The following is an 18,366-nucleotide window of genomic DNA, read 5'->3' as shown; positions in this document are numbered from 1 at the left end:
CCTGAGACCAGGGTCATACCTGATTGCTCTACATGTAGCCAGGCTACTATTGTCTGGTCCATGAAGTCGTTGACGTTGCTCCGCGCGGCCGCCGCGGTCCATGCGGTGGCGATCTGTCTGCAGCCGGTGTTCGCCGGCGTGTACCTGAACGGATCGCCGGCCGGCATGCGGATGCACGAGCCGACCGGTCTGGCGCTGGCCTTCCTCGGCCTGTTCCAGGTGCTGGCGGCCACGATCTGGTGGCGGTCCGGCGGCCGCTGGACGGCGCCGGCGGTGAGCCTGCTGATCCTGGCCGGCGAGGTGGCGCAGATCGCGGTGGGCTACAGCCGCCAGCTGGCGATCCACGTCCCGCTCGGCATCGCGCTGGTCGGCGCCACGGTCGTGTTCGCGTTCTGGATCAACCGCATCCGCAAGGTGGTACCCGCATGAGCGCGATCACGGCGCCGGCCAAGGTACGGCGGCCGCGCGTCAGTCTGCAGTTGCTCCGGATCACACTGGTCATCCACGCGATCCTGATCATCATGCAGCCGATCATGGCCGGGTACTTCCTGGCCGGCAACGTCGACGCGATGGATACGCACAGCGCCATCGGCACGTCGCTCTGGTTGATCGCGTTCATCCAGACGGTCATCGCCGGCTGCTACGCGCTCGCCGGTGGCGGCCGGTTCTGGCCGCTGATCGTGTCCGCGGTGCTGACGATCGCCGAGTTCGTCCAGCTGACCTACGGGTACCTGCAGGACTTCGCCGTCCACATTCCCCTCGGCACCGCGCTCGTCACCACCGTGGTGTGGATGACGGTCTGGTCGTTCCGGTCCGCCGCACGCCTGAGCCGCCGGGAGGCGAAGCGATGAAGATGTCCCGCCGTGGTTTCCTGGCCGTCGCCGGCGGCACCGGCGCCGCCCTGACCCTGACCAGCTGCGGCCAGGAAGCCAACCCGGCCCAGGCCGGCGAACTCCTGCGCAGCAAGGCGAAACTGCCCGAACCGTTCCAGGTCCCGCTGCCGATCCCACCGGTGAAGAAGCCGATCCGATCGGACGCGAAGGCCGACTACTACCAGGTGGTCCAGCGCAAGGCGAGCCTGGAGATCCTCCCCGGCCTCAAAACCGAGGCGATGGGGTACGACGGCATCCTCCCCGGACCGACTTTCGACGTACGCAGTGGGCGCACCGCGATCGTCGAGCAGGTCAACGAGCTCGACGTATCGACAGTCGTCCACCTGCACGGCGGCCACACGCCCGCGCCGAGTGACGGCTGGCCACTCGACCTGATCATGCCGGCCAACGGGCAGCACGGCGGGCATCAGATGGGCGGGCACATGGAGGGCGGTGACATGACGACCGGGCGGCGTACGTACACGTACCCGAACGCACAACGCGCCGCGACGCTCTGGTACCACGACCACACCATGGACTACACCGCTCCCCAGGTGTACCGCGGACTGTTCGGGCTGCACATCATCCGGGACGAGGAGGAGGCCGAACTCCCACTGCCCAAGGGCGATCGGGAGATCCCACTCATCATCGCGGACCGCGCGTTCGACGCGGACGGCTCGTTCTTGTACCCGGCCCTGAAGGACGGTCCGGGCGTCGAGGCCAAGTACATGGAGGGTGTAGTCGCCGATGTCACCTTGGTGAACGGAGCGCCGTGGCCGGTGCATGAGGTGGACGCGGTGCGGTACCGGTTCCGCGTACTGAATGCCAGCAACGCGCGCCGGTACGAGCTCGGGTTCGACAAAGGACCGGCCACGTTCGTACAGATCGGCAGCGACGGCGGCCTGCTGGACAAGCCGATCGAGCACAAGACGCTGGTGGTCGCGCCGGCCGAGCGATTCGACGTGATCGTGGACTTCTCGCAGTACCAGCCGGGTGACGAAGTGACCGTGGTCAACCGGCTGGACGGCAACGCGAACGTCATGCGTTTCAAGATCGCCCGGAAGGCGGCTGACGACACGCGGATCCCGGCGACGTTGTCCACGTACGCCGTGACGCCCCGGCCGGCCGGGGTGGTACGACGCGAATGGCGCTTCCGCCGCGGCGACGCCGGCGGTCACCGCGGCTGGACGATCAACGGCAAGGCGTTCGACCCGAAGGTCATGCAGGCACAGGTGAAACTGGATCAGTACGAGATCTGGACGTTCGTGACCGACGTACACCATCCCGTCCACGTCCACCTGGCGCCGTTCCAGGTGCTGACCCGCGGCGGTCGGTCGAAGCTCTCCGAGTTCGACCACGGCTGGAAGGACACGGTCGACATCCGCCCCGCCGAGGTGGTCGAGGTCCTGGTCAAGTTCACCGCCCACAAGGGCAAGTACCTGATCCACTGCCACAACCTCGAACACGAGGACATGGCGATGATGGCGGGCTTCGAAACAATCTAGCTCCGGCGAAGCAGGCGGATCGCGAGCGCGACGGTGTACGCCCATCCGATCGTGACCGTGATCCGCTGGAACAGTCCACCGACCGCGATCAACCCCGCGGTCTGGTTGAACGCGGAACTCGTCAACCCGAAGCAGACCACATAGGCCGTTGCGCTGAGCAACGAATAGGTCAGCCACTTCCAGCCGCCGCGGCAGAGGACGAGCTGGGCCACGGCCAGCGCGAGGAAGCCGGGCAGCGAGAAGCCGTCGTGCAACGCGCCCGACGTGGTGTACGCCGCGACGTCGGGCGTGTTCAGCGGGAACCCGTTGACCGGATCGGTGGTGAACAGGCCGGCGCCGATCAGTCCGGCGCCCCATACTCCGATCAGTACGCCGCCGGATCGGTGACCGGAGCGCCAGACCCCGGTCGCGAAGGCGATCGTCAGTACGCCCGCGACGAGGAAGTTCGCGACCTGGATCCAGCCGTGGCTCCCGAGCTCCAGCGAGCTGACCGGATGGCGGAGCGCGTCGTACCCCGAACCTTTGAAGGCGCCTTCCAGCAGGAACGTCACGACGAACAGCGGACCGGCGACCAGACCGCATCGCAGCAGGACAACACGTGACGTACTCCGGCGGCTCGCTACGCCTCCGCTGCCTACCGCGCCCTGGTTCGGTGCGTCCCGGGGGTTCAATGGGTCCCCTTGGCGAGGGCTTCGGCTGCCTCGGCGTGCAGGGCGGTGCGGTCGACCCCGGCTGCCTGCAGGGCGCGGGCGACGCGGCCGCGGTCGGAGTCGAGCAGGCCGACCAGGATGCGCATCGGACCGAAGCGAGCCCCCTTGGGCGCCGCGTCCGTCCCCCGGCGCAACACCAACTTGGTCGACTCGCCGATCTGCGGATCGCGCCCCGGCTCCGGCGACGCCGGCGGCAGCCCACCGGTCCGGACCGCGATCCCGGCGACGGCCAGGCTCTGCTCCCACTCGCTGTCCAGCGCGGCCCGGATCGCGTCCTCGGTCAGGCCGGCCGCGGCCAGCATCCGGGCGGCCGACGAGTCCTGCATCCCGGCGAGCGCGAGCAGTACGTGCTCGGCCTCGATCGTCCGGGAGCCGTCGCGGCGGGCCTCGGCCCGGCCCGCGTGCACCAGGATCGAGCGGACATCCTTGGCATCCGACATCAGCGCCTCCTCAGGGCTACCCCGGCGGCGAGCAGCCGCCGGGCGTGTTTCTTGTGCACGGCCTGCCGGGTCACACCCAGCACCTCGGCCACCTCGGACCAGCTCCACCCGGCCCGCATCGCCCGCTCCACCTGGCTGTCCTCCAGCCGATCGGCGAGCCGCCGCAACGCCACCACGGCGGCCAGCCCGGCCGCGGGGTCCTCCGGATCCACCAACTCGTTCATGCAAGCAACCTAGGTTGACAACCGATCGATGTCAACCTGGGTTGCTTATTCCCGGGCTTGACGAGCTCGCCCGGCACTGCCTATATTCAACACATCGGTTGATCAAGGAAATGGTTGATAAAGATGATGGTTGATGACGATCAGCTCGACCGGGCCTTCGCGGCGCTCGCCGACCCGGTTCGGCGGGCGATGGTCGCGCGGCTGTCCCGCGGGCCGGCCACGGTCAACGAGCTGGCCGAACCGTTCCCGATCACCAAGCAGGCGGTGTCGCGGCACATCCAGGTGCTGGAGACCGCCGGGCTGATCACCCGGAGCCGGGACGGCCAGCGCCGCCCGTGCCACCTGGTGCCGGCCGCCCTCGAAGCACTGACGAGCTGGATCGACGAGTACCGGCTCGAAACCGAACGGCGCTTCCGCCGGATGGACGCGCTGCTGAACACCGTGAAGGAGCAGGAGAAATGAGCGAGACGACGATCAACACCCCCGCCGGTACGCCGTTCGTGGAGGTGACCCGGGAGTTCGACGCGACCCCGGCCCAGCTGTTCCGGGTCGTCACCGACCGGGACCTGGTCGCCCAGTGGCTCGGTCCGCGCGACCTGGACGCGACGATCGAGGAGTACGACGTACGCCCCGGTGGCAAGTACCGGTACATCCACCGCGACGACCAGGGTGAGTACGCCTTCCATGGCGTCTTCCACACCGTCGAGCAGGACAAGCTGATCATCCAGACCTTCGAGTGGGAAGGCGCGCCGGGCGAGGTCTGCCTGGAGAAGATGACGCTCGAATCGACCGGGAGCGGCGTCCGGCTGCACCAACGGTCGGTGTTCCCGTCGGTCAGCGCGCGCGATCAGTCGATCGAGTACGGCATGGAGAGCGGCATCAACGACTCGATGGACCGCCTCGCCGAACTGCTCGCCAAGGAGAGCTGATCATGAGCCAGGTCATCGTCGACATCTCGGTGTCCCTGGACGGGTACGTCACCGGGCCGAATGTTGCCCTTGACAACGGCCTCGGCGACGGCGGCGAAGCCCTGCACGAGTGGGTCTTCCAGGGTACGGACGCGGATCAGAAGATCCTGGACGACACGTTCGCGGCGACCGGTGCGGTGATCCAGGGACGTACGTTGTTCGACATCATCGACGGTCCACGGGGGTGGAGCGACGAGATGGGCTACGGCGCCAAGCCGACCGGTGAGGTGAACGCACCCATCTTCGTCGTCACCCACTCCGCACCGGAGCAGACCCGGCTCGGTGACCGGTTCCGCTTCGTGCGGAGTCCGGCGGAAGCGGTCACGCGGGCGCAGGAAGTTGCTGATGGCAAGGATGTCTCGGTGATGGGCGGCGGGCAGATCTGCCACCAGGTGCTCGCCGCCGGCCTGGCCGACGTACTGCGGCTGCACGTCGCGCCGGTCGTCCTCGGCGACGGGACCCGACTGTTCCCGGCCGGCGCCGCGCCCGGGTACGCGCTTGAGCTGATCGACGCGGTGTCGACACCGTCCGCGCAGCACCTCACGTACCGGGTGGTGAAGTAGTCATGGGTGACGTCATCGTCTCCGCCGTCGTGTCCCCCAGGTCGTCGAAGGCAACCGAGTAACCCACCTCCACTACCGAATCCCCCGCTGACCCGAACCCCCCCATTTGAAAGGGCATCCCCGCAAGCGCAGGGTTGCCCCTGGAAATTTGAAGGGGCAACCCCCTACTCCAACAGGAAAGCTTCCCTTAGACCACTACGAAGCGGGAGAGAAGTTTTTGTTTGTTTGTCTCGTAGTCGTCGCCGGAGATGACGCCGTCCTCGTGGAGTGACTGGAGTTGTTCGAGTGTCGCCGCGATCTCCTCGCCGCGGTCACGGAGGTCCGACGGGCTGTCCGCGAGGTTCGTACCAGCGGAGGTAGCCGTGTCGATCGACAGGCGCAGGCTCTCCACGGACACCCGCAACTTACGCAGCTCTTCGACCAGTTGAGTATCGTTCATCTGTTCCCCAGCACTCCGGGGCCGTGGATCGGCCCGACCTTTCCAGTCAGCCAAAAACACGCTCGGTCGGCAATCAGGGATCGGCCTAACCCGTACCCGAGCCGCCCCTGACTCTCACCGAAGTCGCGGATGGTCCGCGATCACCGTGCGAGACCCCGGAGCGATCTCGGTAAAACCAGCGTCCTGCACAACCGGAAGCCCGCTGCCGAGAAGCCTGGCCCAACCCGCCCGGTCAGCGCGCCGCACGGCGAGCGCGAAGTCGGTGGACACCCACTCCTTGCGGGCCTCGTCCGGCAACGCCCACCAAGCGAGTTGCGCAGCGTGACCGCACTGCGCCATCGCCTTGCCGCTCGACATCTCCAACTCCGGGTTCACCCACAACACCGGCACGCCGGCCGCCACCGCGGGCAGGTCCGCCGAGTCCTCGAAATCCGTCCCACTGACCTGCAACTTCGCCAGCTCCAGCGGTACCTCATCCACAGTGGTCGGCGGAAACACTCGTACCTGCGCCGCGTTCACCTCATCAGGCGAGTCAGCACCAGCGCTGGTGCCGATCATCGTGATCCCCGGCACATTCTCCGTACGCCGCCACTCCGCTCCGCGGGCGCGTTTGACGATCTTCCGGATCTGATGGTCCTGCCAGTCCGTCATCGCCTCGGCCCACTCCCCCTCGCCGACCGAACGCTCGTCGGCAAGGATCGCGAGTACGGCGCGCGCGGCCGTCTCCAGCGCGTCGGTCTGCGCCGGCCGCGCGTTCTTCTCGACCCGGACCACCATGGTCAGTACGTGTTCCACACCGAGAGTTTGCCAGCATCAAGGCGATTCGCCAGTGTAGGTTGGCCGTATGCAGCAGTACCTGGATCTTCTTCGGCATGTGCTCGGCAACGGGGTGGAGAAGGGGGACCGGACCGGGACCGGCACGCTGAGTGTGTTCGGGTACCAGTCGCGGTACGACCTCTCGGCCGGCTTCCCGGCGGTGACGACGAAGAAGCTGCACCTGCGGTCGGTGATCGGGGAACTTATCTGGTTCCTCAGCGGCTCCACGAACATCAAGTGGCTGCACGAGAACAACATCTCGATCTGGGACGAGTGGGCCGACGCGGACGGCGAGCTGGGCCCGGTGTACGGCTATCAGTGGCGCTCCTGGCCAACCCCGGACGGCCGGCACGTCGACCAGATCGCGGCCGTGGTCGAGTCGATCAAGAAGAACCCGAACTCGCGCCGGCACATTGTGAACGCGTGGAACGTCGCGGACGTGGACGAGATGGCGCTGCCGCCGTGCCACGCGATGTTCCAGTTCTACGTCGCGGACGGGCGGCTGTCCTGCCAGCTGTACCAGCGGTCGGCCGACATCTTCCTGGGCGTCCCGTTCAACATCGCCTCGTACGCGCTGCTCACGCACATGGTCGCGCGGCAGACCGGGCTCGAGGCCGGTGATTTCGTGCACACGCTCGGCGACGCGCACCTGTACCTCAACCACCTCGACCAGGCGCGCCTCCAGCTCACCCGCGAGCCCCGGCCGCTGCCGACGCTGAACCTCCGGCACCGGGACGCGATCGACGCGTACGAGATCGCCGACGTCGAACTCGTCGGGTACGACCCGCACCCGGGGATCAAGGCACCGATCGCCGTATGAGCGTGATACTGATCGCCGCGGTTGGACAGAACGGTGTGATCGGGCGGGACAACGACCTGCCCTGGCGCATCCGCGAGGACCTGCGGCGCTTCAAGCAACTCACCCTCGGCCACACGCTGGTGATGGGTCGCAAGACGTACGACTCTATCGGCCGCCCACTACCCGGCCGGCGCACCGTCGTCGTCACCCGGCAACCCGGCTGGTCCGCCGACGGCGTCTCCGTCGCCCACTCCCTGGACGAGGCGCTCGCGTACGACGGCACGCTCTTCGTAGCCGGCGGCGGCGAAATCTACCGCCAGGCCCTCCCCCACGCCGACGCCCTCGAACTCACCGAAGTAGCCCAGTCCCCCACCGGCGACGTGACGTTCCCACCAATCGACCCATCCCACTGGACCGAAACGTCCCGCGATGCTCACGATGGGTTCGCGTTCGTCTCCTTCCGTCGCAGCCAGGTCCGGTGTGGTGATCCAGCGCCGTAGCGAGCAGGTGCTCGGTGCGGTAGCTCGGTGCGCGGGAGGGGAGGCCTCGATGTGGTTTCATCGTGGCCTTTCCTCCCGTGCAGCGAGGTGCCGTGCCGAGTGACGCGCAGTAGGCGCTGGATCACCACACCGGACCTAGCAACGAGTAGCTAACGACTGGGGCGGGGGGACCGGGAACCGCGTAGATTGTGTGCGCGTCACGGAGGAGACAGGGCGCGGGCGGAGGGGACGGCTCGCGGAGGCCACCGGAGGGGAACGACGATGACCGAAGCAGACAACACGCCTGGTACGCCGGGCGCGGGCGCCATTCAGCCGGGCGCCGCGGCCGCCGCACAGCCGGCCGCCCCACAACCGACAGCCGCGCAGGCGGGGGTTTCTCCGTTGCAGCCGCCGACGGCTACCGCGCCGGGGCTGATACTGACCGCGCCGCCGCCGTCACAGCCGGTCGCGACCACCGCCGCGCCGACGATGGCGCCGGCCGTGGACGCGGCCGCGTTGCCGGGGCTGGACACCAAGGTCGACACCTTCCTGAACGCGCTGATGGCGGCCGAGCCGCGGTCGCCGGAGTTCGCGGCGAAGGCGAGCGACGTACGCAGCATGGGTGACGTCGACATCCGCGCGGCCGCCGAGAGCTCGAACCGGTTGCTGCAGTCGCCGGTGAAGGCGCTGCAGAGCGGCGGCCTGTCCGAGGGATCGACCGTCGGCAAGACCCTGCTCGAGTTGCGCCGTACGGTCGAGGACCTGGACCCGAAGGAAGCGAGCGGCCCGAAGAAGCTGCTCGGGATGATCCCGTTCGGCGACAAGATCGAGGACTACTTCCGCAAGTACCAGAGCGCGCAGAGCCATCTCGAAGGCATCCTGCACAGCCTGCGCAACGGGCAGGACGAGCTCGGCAAGGACAACGCCGCGCTGAACCTGGAGAAGCAGAACCTCTGGGACGCGATGACCCGGCTGAACCAGTACGTGTACGTCGCCGAGCGCCTGGACGCGCGACTGTCCGCCGCGATCGCGGAGCTGGACGCGACGAACCCGGAGAAGGCGAAGGCGTTCCGCGAGGACGTGCTGTTCTACGTCCGGCAGAAGCACCAGGACCTGCTCACCCAGCTCGCGGTCTCGATCCAGAACTACCTGGCCATCGACATCGTGATCAAGAACAACATCGAGCTGATCAAGGGCGTCGACCGCGCCTCCACCACCACCGTGTCGGCGCTGCGTACGGCCGTGATCGTGGCGCAGGCACTCGGCAACCAGAAGCTCGTACTGGACCAGATCACCGCGCTGAACAGCACCACCAGCGGGATGATCGAGCGCACCTCGCAGATGCTCAAGGACAACTCGGTCGCGATCCAGCAGCAGGCCGCGTCCGCGACGATCGGGCTGCCGCAGCTGCAGGCCGCGTTCGCGAACATCTACGCGACGATGGACGCGATCGACACGTTCAAGAGCGAGGCGCTGGACAACATGGCCGCGACGATCGGCACGCTGGAGAACGAGGTGACCAAGTCGCGTTCGTACCTGGACCGGGTCGCACAGCAGAACCAGCAGGTCGTCCACGGCAGCCTTGATCTCGACCTCGGTCGCTGATCCACGTCCGGGTACTGGGGGGAGATTTCGTGGCGTTCGGTGACTTCTTCGCGCGGCTGACCGGCCGCAAGGAGGAGCCCGAGCCTGCCCCGGTAGCCGGGCCGCCGACGACCGACGACCTGCTCGCGGCGCTCGTACGCGTCGAGGAACTGGTCGCCGGTGGTGCCGTACCGGCCGTGGTCGCGTCGCGGGTCGGGCGGGTGGTCCGGGTGGTACGGGAGACGATTCCGCGGTTGGGGAACCTTGGTGGCAGCGCGCAGGCGTACTCGGTGATGGCGACCGCGACCGACTACTTGCCGGAGGCAATCGGCGGGTACCTGCGGCTGCCGCGTCAGTGGGCGGACACCCGGCCGGTGGATCGTGGGAAGACCTCGCTGATGATCCTGATCGACCAGCTGGATCTGCTGGGCGCGACGATGGACAAGGTTTTCGACGCGGTGAACCGGGCGGACGCGGCGGCGCTGATCGCGCACGGCAGATTCCTGGAAGAGAAGTTCGGCACGGGTTCCACGGGCGGAACTCTCGCTCTGGGCCCGACCAGTTCAACTCCAGCGCCTCCTGCAGGTCCGGACGCATCCCCCGGCGCGGGGGCGGGTGGGCCAGGCGCTGGGCCGGGGGGACCCGGGGCTGGGTCGGGTGGACCGGGTGCTGGGTCGGGTGGACCGGGTGCTGGATCGGGTGGGCCGTTGGTGCCGCCGCCGGGGCGGGGTGGGTCATGAGTGGCGTGGGGGGTAGTTCTTTGCGGGAGGCGTTGGCGGGAGTGCTGGTGGTTGCGGCGCGGGCTGGGGTCGGCGAAGAGCGGGCTCGGGCTGAGGCGCTGGCGTTGGCGGCCGCGGTGGCTGAATCCGCGCCTGGTGCGCCTGCCGACTGGAGCACGGTGATCGACGGGGCCACGATCCAGGACTTCTTCGACGCGGCTGTTCGCGGACGTCGCTGGCGTGGGGCGCCCACCGGCGTACTGAGTGAGCTGATCGCGGCGGGTTCGCCGGAGCGGGTCGCGTACGCGCAGGCGCTGGCCGAGGTCGCGTCAGCAGCCTGCACCCTCGGCGAACCAACCATGCGCGTGGTGGGGAACGCATCCGTCGCAGCAGCAGCACAACTACAAGCAGCAGGAGCCCAGCCAGTACAACTCACCTCAACCCCAGCTCCCGAACCCAAAGAACCGGAAAAGAAGTCTGCAGAGGTTCCGGAGAAGTCGGTTGAGGAGTTGCTTGGGGAGTTGGATGGGCTTACTGGGCTTGGGCGGGTCAAGCGGGAAGTGCATCGGCAGGTTGCGGTGTTGCGGGTGGAGAAGTTGCGGGTCGAGGCGGGGTTGAAGAGTCCTACGATCACGCGGCATCTGGTGTTCGTGGGGAATCCGGGGACCGGGAAGACGACCGTCGCGCGGCTGGTGAGTGGGATCTACAAGGCGCTTGGTCTGTTGTCCAAGGGGCAGCTGGTTGAGGTCGACCGGTCCGAGCTGGTCGCGGGGTATCTCGGACAGACCGCGACCAAGACCGCCGAGGTGGTCGAGTCGGCCGCCGGTGGAGTGTTGTTCATCGACGAGGCGTACAGCCTGACCGCGGGTGACAACGGCGCCGATCAGTACGGACGGGAGGCGGTCGACACTCTGGTCAAGGAGATGGAGGACCGCCGCGACGACCTGGTGGTGATCGTTGCCGGCTACCCCGAACCGATGCGTACGTTCATCGCGGCGAACCCGGGTCTTGCCAGCCGGTTCCGGACCACCATCGAGTTCGAGAACTACGCGGATGACGAGCTGACCGAGATTCTTACCGGTTTGGCGACGGCAGCTGACTACGAGTTGGTGCCGGCGGCGGTGGAGGCGTTTGAGGAGATTCTCGCGGAGACGCCGCGGGACAGTTCGTTCGGCAACGGGCGGTTCGCGCGGAACGTACTCGAGGCAGCGATCGGCCGGCAGGCGTGGCGGTTGCGCGACGTGACGGCACCGACCACCGACCAACTGCGTCAGATCCTCCCAACAGACCTCACCGAAGAACCCGACCCAGAACAACCCGAGGCCGAGCAGTCAGAGGCCGGGGAGCCAGAGGCGGGGCGAGCAGCAGGCGAGCCGTCCGGCGAGCAGAGCGAGCAAGGAGAAACGGCGTGACCCAGACGCAGAGTGCGCCGCCCGCGACCTGGTCGCCGGCCGCACCAGCTGGTACAGCGGTCCAGGCGCCGGCCCCAGGCCCGGCCGGGCGTGGCGCGGTCGCGCGCTGGTTCGACGGTACGCCGGGCCGGATGCGCGCGTTCCTGATCCTGGCCGCGGCGATGAGTGTGGTTTTCGGTCTCGCCGCCGCGCAGGGTTTCCAGCAGTCCGACGGCGCCTTGCAGCGCGCGCAGGACAACGCCGCCCAGCTGGTCCGGATTCAGGCGATCCACACCAACCTGGTCAGCGCGAACGCCGACGCGACGAACGCCTTCCTGGTCGGCGGCCTGGAACCACCCGGGCAACGCCAGCAGTTCGTCGACTCGCTCGCGGCCGCGGCCGGCCTGATCGCCGAGGCGGCGACCGCGCAACCGGCCGACCGCGACGCGCTGGGCGCGCTGAACAAGACCCTGATCACGTACGAAGGCCTGATCGAGCAGGCCCGCGCGAACAACCGCCAGGGTCTACCGATCGGTTCCCAGTACCTGAAGGACGCGAACTCGGTTCTCCAGAACGACTCGCTCCCGCTGGTGAAAGCACTGGTGGACGCGAACGAGAAGCGCGTCGGTACCGAGTTCGACGGCGTCGGGTACGGCACGATCTGGGTGATCGCCGGCGGCGTACTCACGCTGCTGATCTTCGCGCTCACGCTGCGCTGGCTCGCCCGTCGTACGCACCGCTATCTCAACGTCCCGATCGCCGCCGGCGGCGTACTCGTACTGCTCACCACGGTCATCGGCGGGGTCCTCCTGGCCGGCGCATCGAGCGCGGCGAACGACACCAATCACGGCGCGTACGACCGTACGGTCGGACTGTCCCGCGCCCGGATCGCCGCGTACGACGCCCGCTCGAACGAGAGTCTGACGCTGATCGCGCGTGGTTCGGGCGACAGCTTCGACAAGGCGTACAACGCGTCAGCCGGCGAAGTGCTCAACCAGGTGGACAAACTCGGGGACAGTGCGCTGCAGTCGCAGTGGCTGACCTACGGCACCGTGCACAAGTACATCCGCGACCAGGACAGCAAGGGCCAGTGGGACAACGCCGTGAGCATCGCGATCGGTCAGGCCAAGACACCGTACTCGACGGACTCGGTGACCGCCTTCGACCAGTTCGACAGTACGTCCGACCAGCGTTTGCAGGAGGCGAGCAGCGCGGTGCAGGGCAAGCTCGGTGACGCCCGGACCGGGTTGGCGCCGCTCGGCTGGCTCGGTCTGGCCGTGGGCATCGCCGCCGCGCTGCTGGTCGCGTGGGGCATGTCGCAGCGACTGGAGGAGTACCGATGAAGAAGCTGATCCCGATCGCCGCCGCCACCGCGCTCCTGCTCACCGCCTGTGGCACCGGCAACTACGCCGCCACCGAGATCCCGGCGGCGCCACAGCCGACCACCTCGTCGGCCGCGCCCGCCCCGGCCGAGTCATGCGACAAGACCAAGGAACTCGCGTCGTACGCACCGGACGGGCCGCTGCCCGCCCCGATGCAGATGCCGGCCGGCACGACGATGGCGGACATCCAGAAGCGCGGGCGGCTGATCGCGGGCGTGTCGGCGGACAGCCTGCACCTCGGCTCGCGGAACCCGATCACCGGGCAGATCGAGGGTTTCGACATCGACATGATCAACGCGGTCGCCGATGCGATCTTCGGTCCGCCCGCGAAGGGGCAGCCGCACAAGGTCGAGTTCCGGGTGATCTCCAGCCCGCAGCGCATCCCCGTACTGCAGCAGAACCTGGTCGACATCGTCGCCCGGAACATCACCATCAACTGCGCCCGCTGGAACCAGATCGCGTTCTCGGCCGAGTACTACCGGTCCGGCCAGAAGACCCTCGTCCAGCTCGACTCGAAGGCCACGAAACTCGCCGACCTGTCCGGTCAGACGATCTGCGCCCCGGCCGGATCGACCAGCCTGGACAACCTGAAGAAGGCGAACCCGAAGATCAAGCCGGTCACCGCCGACTCCGACACCGGCTGCCTGGTCCTGTTCCAGCAGGGCAAGGCGGCGGGGATCAGTGGCGACGACACCGTGCTCGCCGGTGACGCCGCGCAGGACCCGTACGCGAAGGTGCTCACCGAGCGGATCAGCGACGAGCCGTACGGGCTGGGGATCAACAAGAACAACATCGAGTTCGTGAAGTTCGTCAACGGTGTCCTGGAGAAGATCAAGACCGACGGGACCTGGATGGGGTCCTACAACAAGTGGCTGATGCCTGACCTGGGCAAACTGCCGGCTCCTCCGGTCGCGGTCTACGGCCGATGACGGTGCGTACGCCGACAGTCTCGGCGCCACCGCCGCCGGGACGGATGGGGAGCAGCGTTCCGGCGACGGAGCTGCTGTCCTTCCTGACCGCGCTCGGCGAGTGGCGGGACCGGCGGAAGGCGGAGCTGGACGAGCTCGACACCGCCGCGTTGCACTCGCCGGATGCCGATGCGCTGAGCGCGGATGTGGTGCTCAGCATGACGGTCTGGAAGGCGGTTTCGGACCGGTACGAGCTGATCCTGGTCAGCTGGGACTCGGGCCGCGTCGGCGTGCAGGAAACCGAGCGGATCTCCGCGCTGATCTGGGGCGGACTGGACGCGGGCGGCGCCGGCGGCTCACTCGCGGTTTCGTTGCCCGAGGCATGCAAGTTGTCGGACGCGCTGGCGTCGAGCCTGCGCGCCAAGCTCGCGCTCGAGCCCGGCGACGCCGACCTGGCCGCGCGGCTGCGGCGGTTGCGGGCCGACGTGGAACGGATCAGTGACCTGGTCAAACAAGAGCCCGCGAACGTACGCAACCAGGCGCTTGCCGAGCACCACGACCTGGATCGCCGCCTGACGGACCTTGCCGAACGCAACAAACGCGGCGCGGACATCGGCGGGCTGATCGGCCCGCTGGAGCTGGCCACCGCGAAGACCGAGCGGGATCTGATCGTCGGCGCGGCGACTCGCAAAGAACGTGCGGCGGACGTGGCTCGCGCGCGTACGCTGCGGTCCGAGCTGGAAGCGCAGGGTACGGCGGTGCGCGCGCTCGCCGACAAGGCGGTTGCCGCGGTCACGCCCGCGCCACGCCTCGGCGTACCGGACGTGACCGCGCTTGGACCGGTGCCGAACACGCCGGCCGAGCTGACGCGGTACCTGACCCGGCTGGACGCGGTCCGGCGCGCGCTCGGGCAGGCACAGGCGGCGTACGGCGCGGTGCTCGAACGGCGGGACGAACTGAGTCAGCTGCTGGACGCCTATCAGGTGAAGGCGGCAAGTGTTGCTGCCGGCAACGAAGATCTCGCCGAGCTGTACCGGCGCGGCCGGGCGGTGATCGAGGCGGAGCCGACCGACCTGGCCCGCCTCGGTGCACTGGTAGCGGCCTACCAGGCCTACCTGGAAGGGACGAAATGACGACCACCACCGCTTGCACCCAGCCGGGCTGCACCGGCAGCATCCTGGACGGCTACTGCGACGTCTGCGGCTCCCCAGCTGCCTCGTCTGCTCCGGCCGCCTCCGCTCCCGCAGCATCCGCCGCGGCCGGCGCTTGTGTTCAGCCGGGGTGCACCGGGACGTACGCCGATGGGTACTGCGACGTGTGCGGCTCACCGGCCGCGGAGCGTGCGGAAGCACCCGATCCCGACCCGATCAGCTCGGTGTCGACCGTTTCGCGCGCCTCCAACCGCCTGGCCTCGACGCCGCTCGGTTCGGCCCGCGCGGCCCAGGCCGGCTCGAAACTGACCCGCAAGCTGGGTACGTCGTCCACCCGGTTGCGCGGCGCGCGGCTCGGCGCCGGCCTCACCAACGTACCGTCGATCCCCGCGATCGACGCCAGTACGGCGATTCTGGCCAACCCGATGGTCCCGGAGGACCGGCGGAACTGCCCGAGCTGCGGCAACGAGGTCGGCCGGTCGCGCAACGGCCAGCCCGGCCGTACCGAAGGGTTCTGCCCGAAGTGCCGCAGCCGGTTCTCGTTCGCTCCGAAGCTGCACGCGGGTGATCTGGTCGGCGGGCAGTACCAGGTGGCCGGTTGTCTCGCGCACGGTGGTTTCGGCTGGATCTACCTGGCCCAGGACCGGAACGTGTCCGACCGCTGGGTGGTACTGAAGGGCCTGCTGAACTCCGAGGACCCGGACGCCGTCGCGGCCGCGATCGCCGAGCAGCAGTTCCTGGCCCGGGTCGAGCATCCGCTGATCGTCGAAATCTACAACTTCGTCACCCATGACGGCGCCGGGTACATCGTGATGGAGTACGTCGGCGGTACGTCGCTGAAGACACTGCTCAAGCAGCGGATGGCGGCCAACCACGGCCAGTACGACGCGCTGCCGATCGACCAGGCGATCGCGTACCTGCTGGAGATCCTGCCCGCGTTCTCGTACCTGCACGACCTCGGCCTGGTGTACTGCGACTTCAAGCCGGACAACATCATCCAGGTCGGGGACGCGGTCAAGCTGATCGACCTCGGCGGGGTCCGGCGGATCGACGACCTGGACTCCGCGATCTACGGAACGGTCGGTTTCCAGGCGCCCGAGGTGGCCGAGGTCGGTACGTCGGTTGCCTCCGACATCTACACGCTCGGCCGGACCCTGTGCGTGCTGGCGATGGAGTTCCGCGGGTACCAGGGCCGGTACGTCGACTCGTTGCCGCCGGTCGCCGAGGTGCCGCTGTTCCAGAAGTACGACTCGGTGTACCGGCTGCTGGCCAAGGCGTGCGCGCCGGACCCGGCGGACCGCTTCCAGTCCGCGGATGAGTTCCGCGTGCAGTTGCTGGGCGTACTGCGTGAGGTGGTCGCGGAGAAGCAGGGCGTCAAGGCGGCCCAGCACTCCGCGTCCTCGCTGCTGTTCGGTACACCTGGTGACAAGTCGGCCGGTCTGGGTGACGCGGCTGCACCGTGGCAGCAGCTGCCGTCGCTCGTACCGGATGAGGGCGACAAGATGGCCGGCTGGCTCAAGACAGTCAGCGTGCCGGACGCTGACAAGCGGCTCGAGCTGCTGATCGATGCGCCGGAGCAGTCGCCACAGACATTGCTGGAGGTAGCAGCCGCTGCGCTGGAAGTAGGTCCCGAGCGGTACGACCTGGTGGACACCGCAGTGTCCGACCTGCTCAACAACGACCCGTGGGAGTGGCGAGCGGTCTGGATGGCCGGACTGGTCGCGCTGGCCCGTGGTGACTCGGCAGCAGCGCAGTCCGCGTTCAACGCCGTGTACGGGCAGGTGCCGGGCGAGTTGGGACCCAAACTGGCGTTGGCGATCGCCTGTGAGCACAGCAACGAGTACGACGTCGCCGAGGGCCTGTACCTCGCCTGCGCGCGTACGGATGCCAACTACATCGCACCATCGGCCTTCGGGCTGGCGACCATCCGTACGCAGCGCAACGACCTGGACGGAGCGCTCGGCGCGCTCGACCTGGTACCGCGGACCAGCGGCGCGTACGTACGGGCTCGTCGCCAGCGAGCCGGACTGCTGGCAGGATCGGGGCGTGGCCTCCCCGCGCTCGCTCAGGCGATGGACAGCATCGCCACGCTGACCATCGATCCGGTCGACCGGGCCAACCTGGCCGCTAACGTGTTCCAAACCGCACTTGCGGAAGTGCGGCAGTCCGGTCCGCAGGAAGCTGTCCGGATCGACGGGCGGTCGGCCACCGAGCCGGCCCTGCGGGACGGGCTGGAGGCCACCTACCGGCTGCTGGCCAGTCAGGCCGGCAGCCGCGCGGAACGGATCGGCCTGGTCGACCTGGCCAACGAGGTTCGAGGATGGACGTTGCGATGACGAGTACGACCGAGACGGTCTGCCCCAGCTGTGGCGGGCCGGTGTCCGAGGCCGATCGCTTCTGCGAGGCCTGCGGCGCCGAGCTCCACCCCGGCACCAGCCCGAGCACACCGGCGCTGGACACCGACACCGAGCCGACAGTCGAGCTCACCGCGGCCGTGGTGAACGCTGTTGGCCCGTGCCACTCGTGTGGTGGCACAGTCGGACCGGACGGGTACTGCGAGACCTGCGGGACCAAGGCAGCCAAGCCACGTGACCACTTCGAGGAGCAGCCCGCGGCGTGGGTGGCTGGTGTCTGTGACCGGGGCATCCGGCACAGCCGCAACGAGGACGCCATGGCGATCGCAGCGGACGAGACACCGGGTAGCCGGGCCCTGCTGGTGGTCTGTGACGGCGTCAGCTCGTCCATGGACTCCGATGTAGCCTCACTGGCTGCTGCACGGGCGGCACGTGAGGTACTGCAAGCTGGGCACGCTCAAGGCCTCGGGACCGACTCCTCCCGTAGCAGCGCGATCGTGGCGCGGTTGAAGGCAGCAGCCGATGCGGCCAGTGATGCGGTCATCGACTCAACCAGCCCGGACAGCCCGAACCCAGCCTCCTGCACGTTCGTCGCAGCCGTACTGGAGGACGGCCTGCTGGTAGCAGGCAACATCGGGGACAGCCGCGCGTACTGGTTCCCGGACGCTGGCGAAGCAGTCGGACTGACCACTGACGACTCGTGGGCGGCGGAGCTGATTGCTACCGGCGTCTCCCGCGCGGAAGCCGAGTCCGGCCCGCACGCGCATGCGATCACCCGCTGGCTCGGCAAGGACGCACCAGACCACACTCCGCGAACGACAACGCTGCAGGTAACCGGTCCGGGCTGGCTGTTGGTCTGCTCGGACGGTCTGTGGAACTACTGCTCCGAGGCGGCACCGCTGGCCGACCTCGTACGTCAGACAGCTGCGGGCACCGGTGGCGAGCCCAGGGCCACCGCGTCCGCGCTGGTCGACTGGGCCAACGCCCAAGGCGGCCAGGACAACATCACCGTCGCGCTCGCGCGGATCTGAACCTCAGCACCTACCTTTCGATAGGAACCCG

At 68.3% G+C, this 18,366-nt stretch carries 21 protein-coding genes; 16 read left to right on the top strand and 5 right to left on the bottom strand.

Annotated features, from left to right (window positions below; genetic code table 11):
* The first annotated feature begins 60 nt into the window (after positions 1-60).
* From HDA44_RS31940 to HDA44_RS31930, 3 genes are read left to right on the top strand one after another with little or no spacing between them, the layout of a single operon-like run.
* Positions 61-429: a hypothetical protein gene (locus tag HDA44_RS31940; protein WP_184840825.1), complete on the top strand. Its 369-nt coding sequence runs from the start codon at positions 61-63 to the stop codon at positions 427-429.
* Positions 426-851 (top strand): hypothetical protein, encoded by a 426-nt coding sequence (locus HDA44_RS31935; protein ID WP_184840823.1) that lies wholly within the window; start codon positions 426-428, stop codon positions 849-851. The genes HDA44_RS31940 and HDA44_RS31935 overlap by 4 nt, the downstream gene beginning before the upstream one ends.
* Positions 848-2,377, top strand: coding sequence for a multicopper oxidase domain-containing protein (locus HDA44_RS31930; RefSeq protein ID WP_184840821.1), 1,530 nt, complete (start codon positions 848-850; stop codon positions 2,375-2,377). Before HDA44_RS31935 ends, HDA44_RS31930 begins: the two co-directional genes overlap by 4 nt.
* On the opposite strand, the gene HDA44_RS31925 is transcribed toward HDA44_RS31930, so the two are convergent.
* Genes HDA44_RS31925 through HDA44_RS31915 form a run of 3 tightly spaced genes read right to left on the bottom strand, consistent with a single transcriptional unit; the run spans position 2,374 to position 3,751 of the window.
* Positions 2,374-3,048 carry a DUF998 domain-containing protein gene (locus tag HDA44_RS31925; RefSeq protein ID WP_202887674.1) on the bottom strand — a complete coding sequence of 225 codons (675 nt, stop codon included), beginning with the start codon at positions 3,046-3,048 and terminating at the stop codon, positions 2,374-2,376. The genes HDA44_RS31930 and HDA44_RS31925 overlap by 4 nt on opposite strands.
* Positions 3,045-3,527, bottom strand: a complete 483-nt coding sequence (locus HDA44_RS31920; RefSeq protein ID WP_184840820.1) for a Clp protease N-terminal domain-containing protein — start codon at positions 3,525-3,527, stop codon at positions 3,045-3,047. Before HDA44_RS31920 ends, HDA44_RS31925 begins: the two co-directional genes overlap by 4 nt.
* On the bottom strand, positions 3,527-3,751 hold the full coding sequence (locus HDA44_RS31915; protein WP_184840818.1) for a hypothetical protein: 225 nt from the start codon (positions 3,749-3,751) through the stop codon (positions 3,527-3,529). The genes HDA44_RS31920 and HDA44_RS31915 overlap by 1 nt, the downstream gene beginning before the upstream one ends.
* A 123-nt stretch (positions 3,752-3,874) precedes the next feature.
* Here HDA44_RS31915 and HDA44_RS31910 point away from each other — a divergent pair, with 123 nt between their 5' ends.
* Genes HDA44_RS31910 through HDA44_RS31900 form a run of 3 tightly spaced genes read left to right on the top strand, consistent with a single transcriptional unit; the run spans position 3,875 to position 5,282 of the window.
* Positions 3,875-4,213, top strand: a complete 339-nt coding sequence (locus HDA44_RS31910) for an ArsR/SmtB family transcription factor (protein WP_184840816.1) — start codon at positions 3,875-3,877, stop codon at positions 4,211-4,213.
* Positions 4,210-4,680: an SRPBCC family protein gene (locus HDA44_RS31905; protein ID WP_184840814.1), complete on the top strand. Its 471-nt coding sequence runs from the start codon at positions 4,210-4,212 to the stop codon at positions 4,678-4,680. The genes HDA44_RS31910 and HDA44_RS31905 overlap by 4 nt, the downstream gene beginning before the upstream one ends.
* Before the next feature lie 2 nt (positions 4,681-4,682).
* Complete coding sequence (locus HDA44_RS31900; protein ID WP_184840812.1) at positions 4,683-5,282, top strand: dihydrofolate reductase family protein; 600 nt, start codon at positions 4,683-4,685, stop codon at positions 5,280-5,282.
* A 187-nt stretch (positions 5,283-5,469) separates the two neighbouring features.
* Here the strand turns inward: HDA44_RS31900 and HDA44_RS31895 are convergent, their stop codons facing one another.
* Both HDA44_RS31895 and HDA44_RS31890 read right to left on the bottom strand, forming a co-directional pair.
* Entirely contained in the window at positions 5,470-5,721 is a 252-nt protein-coding gene (locus tag HDA44_RS31895; RefSeq protein ID WP_184840809.1) for an SHOCT domain-containing protein, read from the bottom strand.
* A gap of 114 nt (positions 5,722-5,835) precedes the next feature.
* Entirely contained in the window at positions 5,836-6,516 is a 681-nt protein-coding gene (locus HDA44_RS31890; RefSeq protein WP_319036051.1) for an aminoacyl-tRNA hydrolase, read from the bottom strand.
* 49 nt (positions 6,517-6,565) lie between these two features.
* Here HDA44_RS31890 and HDA44_RS31885 point away from each other — a divergent pair, with 49 nt between their 5' ends.
* From HDA44_RS31885 to HDA44_RS31840, 10 genes are all read left to right on the top strand, one after another.
* Positions 6,566-7,357: a thymidylate synthase gene (locus tag HDA44_RS31885; RefSeq protein ID WP_184840807.1), complete on the top strand. Its 792-nt coding sequence runs from the start codon at positions 6,566-6,568 to the stop codon at positions 7,355-7,357.
* Complete coding sequence (locus HDA44_RS31880; protein WP_184840804.1) at positions 7,354-7,836, top strand: dihydrofolate reductase; 483 nt, start codon at positions 7,354-7,356, stop codon at positions 7,834-7,836. Before HDA44_RS31885 ends, HDA44_RS31880 begins: the two co-directional genes overlap by 4 nt.
* 261 nt (positions 7,837-8,097) lie before the next feature.
* Positions 8,098-9,420 carry a toxic anion resistance protein gene (locus HDA44_RS31875; protein WP_184840801.1) on the top strand — a complete coding sequence of 441 codons (1,323 nt, stop codon included), beginning with the start codon at positions 8,098-8,100 and terminating at the stop codon, positions 9,418-9,420.
* A gap of 29 nt (positions 9,421-9,449) precedes the next feature.
* Complete coding sequence (locus HDA44_RS31870; protein WP_337906654.1) at positions 9,450-10,139, top strand: hypothetical protein; 690 nt, start codon at positions 9,450-9,452, stop codon at positions 10,137-10,139.
* Positions 10,136-11,530 carry an AAA family ATPase gene (locus tag HDA44_RS31865; RefSeq protein ID WP_184840799.1) on the top strand — a complete coding sequence of 465 codons (1,395 nt, stop codon included), beginning with the start codon at positions 10,136-10,138 and terminating at the stop codon, positions 11,528-11,530. Before HDA44_RS31870 ends, HDA44_RS31865 begins: the two co-directional genes overlap by 4 nt.
* On the top strand, positions 11,527-12,852 hold the full coding sequence (locus tag HDA44_RS31860; RefSeq protein ID WP_184840797.1) for a hypothetical protein: 1,326 nt from the start codon (positions 11,527-11,529) through the stop codon (positions 12,850-12,852). The genes HDA44_RS31865 and HDA44_RS31860 overlap by 4 nt, the downstream gene beginning before the upstream one ends.
* Positions 12,849-13,820 carry a glutamate ABC transporter substrate-binding protein gene (locus HDA44_RS31855; protein WP_184840795.1) on the top strand — a complete coding sequence of 324 codons (972 nt, stop codon included), beginning with the start codon at positions 12,849-12,851 and terminating at the stop codon, positions 13,818-13,820. Before HDA44_RS31860 ends, HDA44_RS31855 begins: the two co-directional genes overlap by 4 nt.
* Positions 13,817-14,932 carry a hypothetical protein gene (locus HDA44_RS31850; RefSeq protein ID WP_184840793.1) on the top strand — a complete coding sequence of 372 codons (1,116 nt, stop codon included), beginning with the start codon at positions 13,817-13,819 and terminating at the stop codon, positions 14,930-14,932. The genes HDA44_RS31855 and HDA44_RS31850 overlap by 4 nt, the downstream gene beginning before the upstream one ends.
* On the top strand, positions 14,929-17,286 hold the full coding sequence (locus HDA44_RS31845) for a serine/threonine-protein kinase (protein ID WP_184840791.1): 2,358 nt from the start codon (positions 14,929-14,931) through the stop codon (positions 17,284-17,286). The genes HDA44_RS31850 and HDA44_RS31845 overlap by 4 nt, the downstream gene beginning before the upstream one ends.
* The gene (locus tag HDA44_RS31840; RefSeq protein ID WP_184840789.1) at positions 17,271-18,335 is read left to right on the top strand and encodes a protein phosphatase 2C domain-containing protein; all 1,065 of its coding nucleotides are present in this window, start codon (positions 17,271-17,273) and stop codon (positions 18,333-18,335) included. Before HDA44_RS31845 ends, HDA44_RS31840 begins: the two co-directional genes overlap by 16 nt.
* Positions 18,336-18,366: the final 31 nt, after the last annotated feature.

This window comes from Kribbella solani, assembly GCF_014205295.1.
GTDB classification, from domain to species: domain Bacteria; phylum Actinomycetota; class Actinomycetes; order Propionibacteriales; family Kribbellaceae; genus Kribbella; species Kribbella solani.
This window is presented reverse-complemented; position numbering and strand designations above follow the sequence as displayed.

What these genes read in the sequence shown, in the direction of transcription:
- HDA44_RS31935 (WP_184840823.1), top strand. Translation starts at nt 426, where the DNA reads ATGAGCGCGATCACGGCGCCGGCCAAGGTACGGCGGCCGCGCGTCAGT.
- HDA44_RS31845 (WP_184840791.1), top strand. Translation starts at nt 14,929, where the DNA reads ATGACGACCACCACCGCTTGCACCCAGCCGGGCTGCACCGGCAGCATC.
- HDA44_RS31875 (WP_184840801.1), top strand. Translation starts at nt 8,098, where the DNA reads ATGACCGAAGCAGACAACACGCCTGGTACGCCGGGCGCGGGCGCCATT.
- HDA44_RS31900 (WP_184840812.1), top strand. Translation starts at nt 4,683, where the DNA reads ATGAGCCAGGTCATCGTCGACATCTCGGTGTCCCTGGACGGGTACGTC.
- HDA44_RS31855 (WP_184840795.1), top strand. Translation starts at nt 12,849, where the DNA reads ATGAAGAAGCTGATCCCGATCGCCGCCGCCACCGCGCTCCTGCTCACC.
- HDA44_RS31920 (WP_184840820.1), bottom strand. Translation starts at nt 3,527, where the DNA reads ATGTCGGATGCCAAGGATGTCCGCTCGATCCTGGTGCACGCGGGCCGG.
- HDA44_RS31915 (WP_184840818.1), bottom strand. Translation starts at nt 3,751, where the DNA reads ATGAACGAGTTGGTGGATCCGGAGGACCCCGCGGCCGGGCTGGCCGCC.
- HDA44_RS31940 (WP_184840825.1), top strand. Translation starts at nt 61, where the DNA reads ATGAAGTCGTTGACGTTGCTCCGCGCGGCCGCCGCGGTCCATGCGGTG.
- HDA44_RS31850 (WP_184840793.1), top strand. Translation starts at nt 13,817, where the DNA reads ATGACGGTGCGTACGCCGACAGTCTCGGCGCCACCGCCGCCGGGACGG.
- HDA44_RS31895 (WP_184840809.1), bottom strand. Translation starts at nt 5,721, where the DNA reads ATGAACGATACTCAACTGGTCGAAGAGCTGCGTAAGTTGCGGGTGTCC.
- HDA44_RS31930 (WP_184840821.1), top strand. Translation starts at nt 848, where the DNA reads ATGAAGATGTCCCGCCGTGGTTTCCTGGCCGTCGCCGGCGGCACCGGC.
- HDA44_RS31905 (WP_184840814.1), top strand. Translation starts at nt 4,210, where the DNA reads ATGAGCGAGACGACGATCAACACCCCCGCCGGTACGCCGTTCGTGGAG.
- HDA44_RS31910 (WP_184840816.1), top strand. Translation starts at nt 3,875, where the DNA reads ATGATGGTTGATGACGATCAGCTCGACCGGGCCTTCGCGGCGCTCGCC.
- HDA44_RS31885 (WP_184840807.1), top strand. Translation starts at nt 6,566, where the DNA reads ATGCAGCAGTACCTGGATCTTCTTCGGCATGTGCTCGGCAACGGGGTG.
- HDA44_RS31865 (WP_184840799.1), top strand. Translation starts at nt 10,136, where the DNA reads ATGAGTGGCGTGGGGGGTAGTTCTTTGCGGGAGGCGTTGGCGGGAGTG.
- HDA44_RS31880 (WP_184840804.1), top strand. Translation starts at nt 7,354, where the DNA reads ATGAGCGTGATACTGATCGCCGCGGTTGGACAGAACGGTGTGATCGGG.
- HDA44_RS31840 (WP_184840789.1), top strand. Translation starts at nt 17,271, where the DNA reads ATGGACGTTGCGATGACGAGTACGACCGAGACGGTCTGCCCCAGCTGT.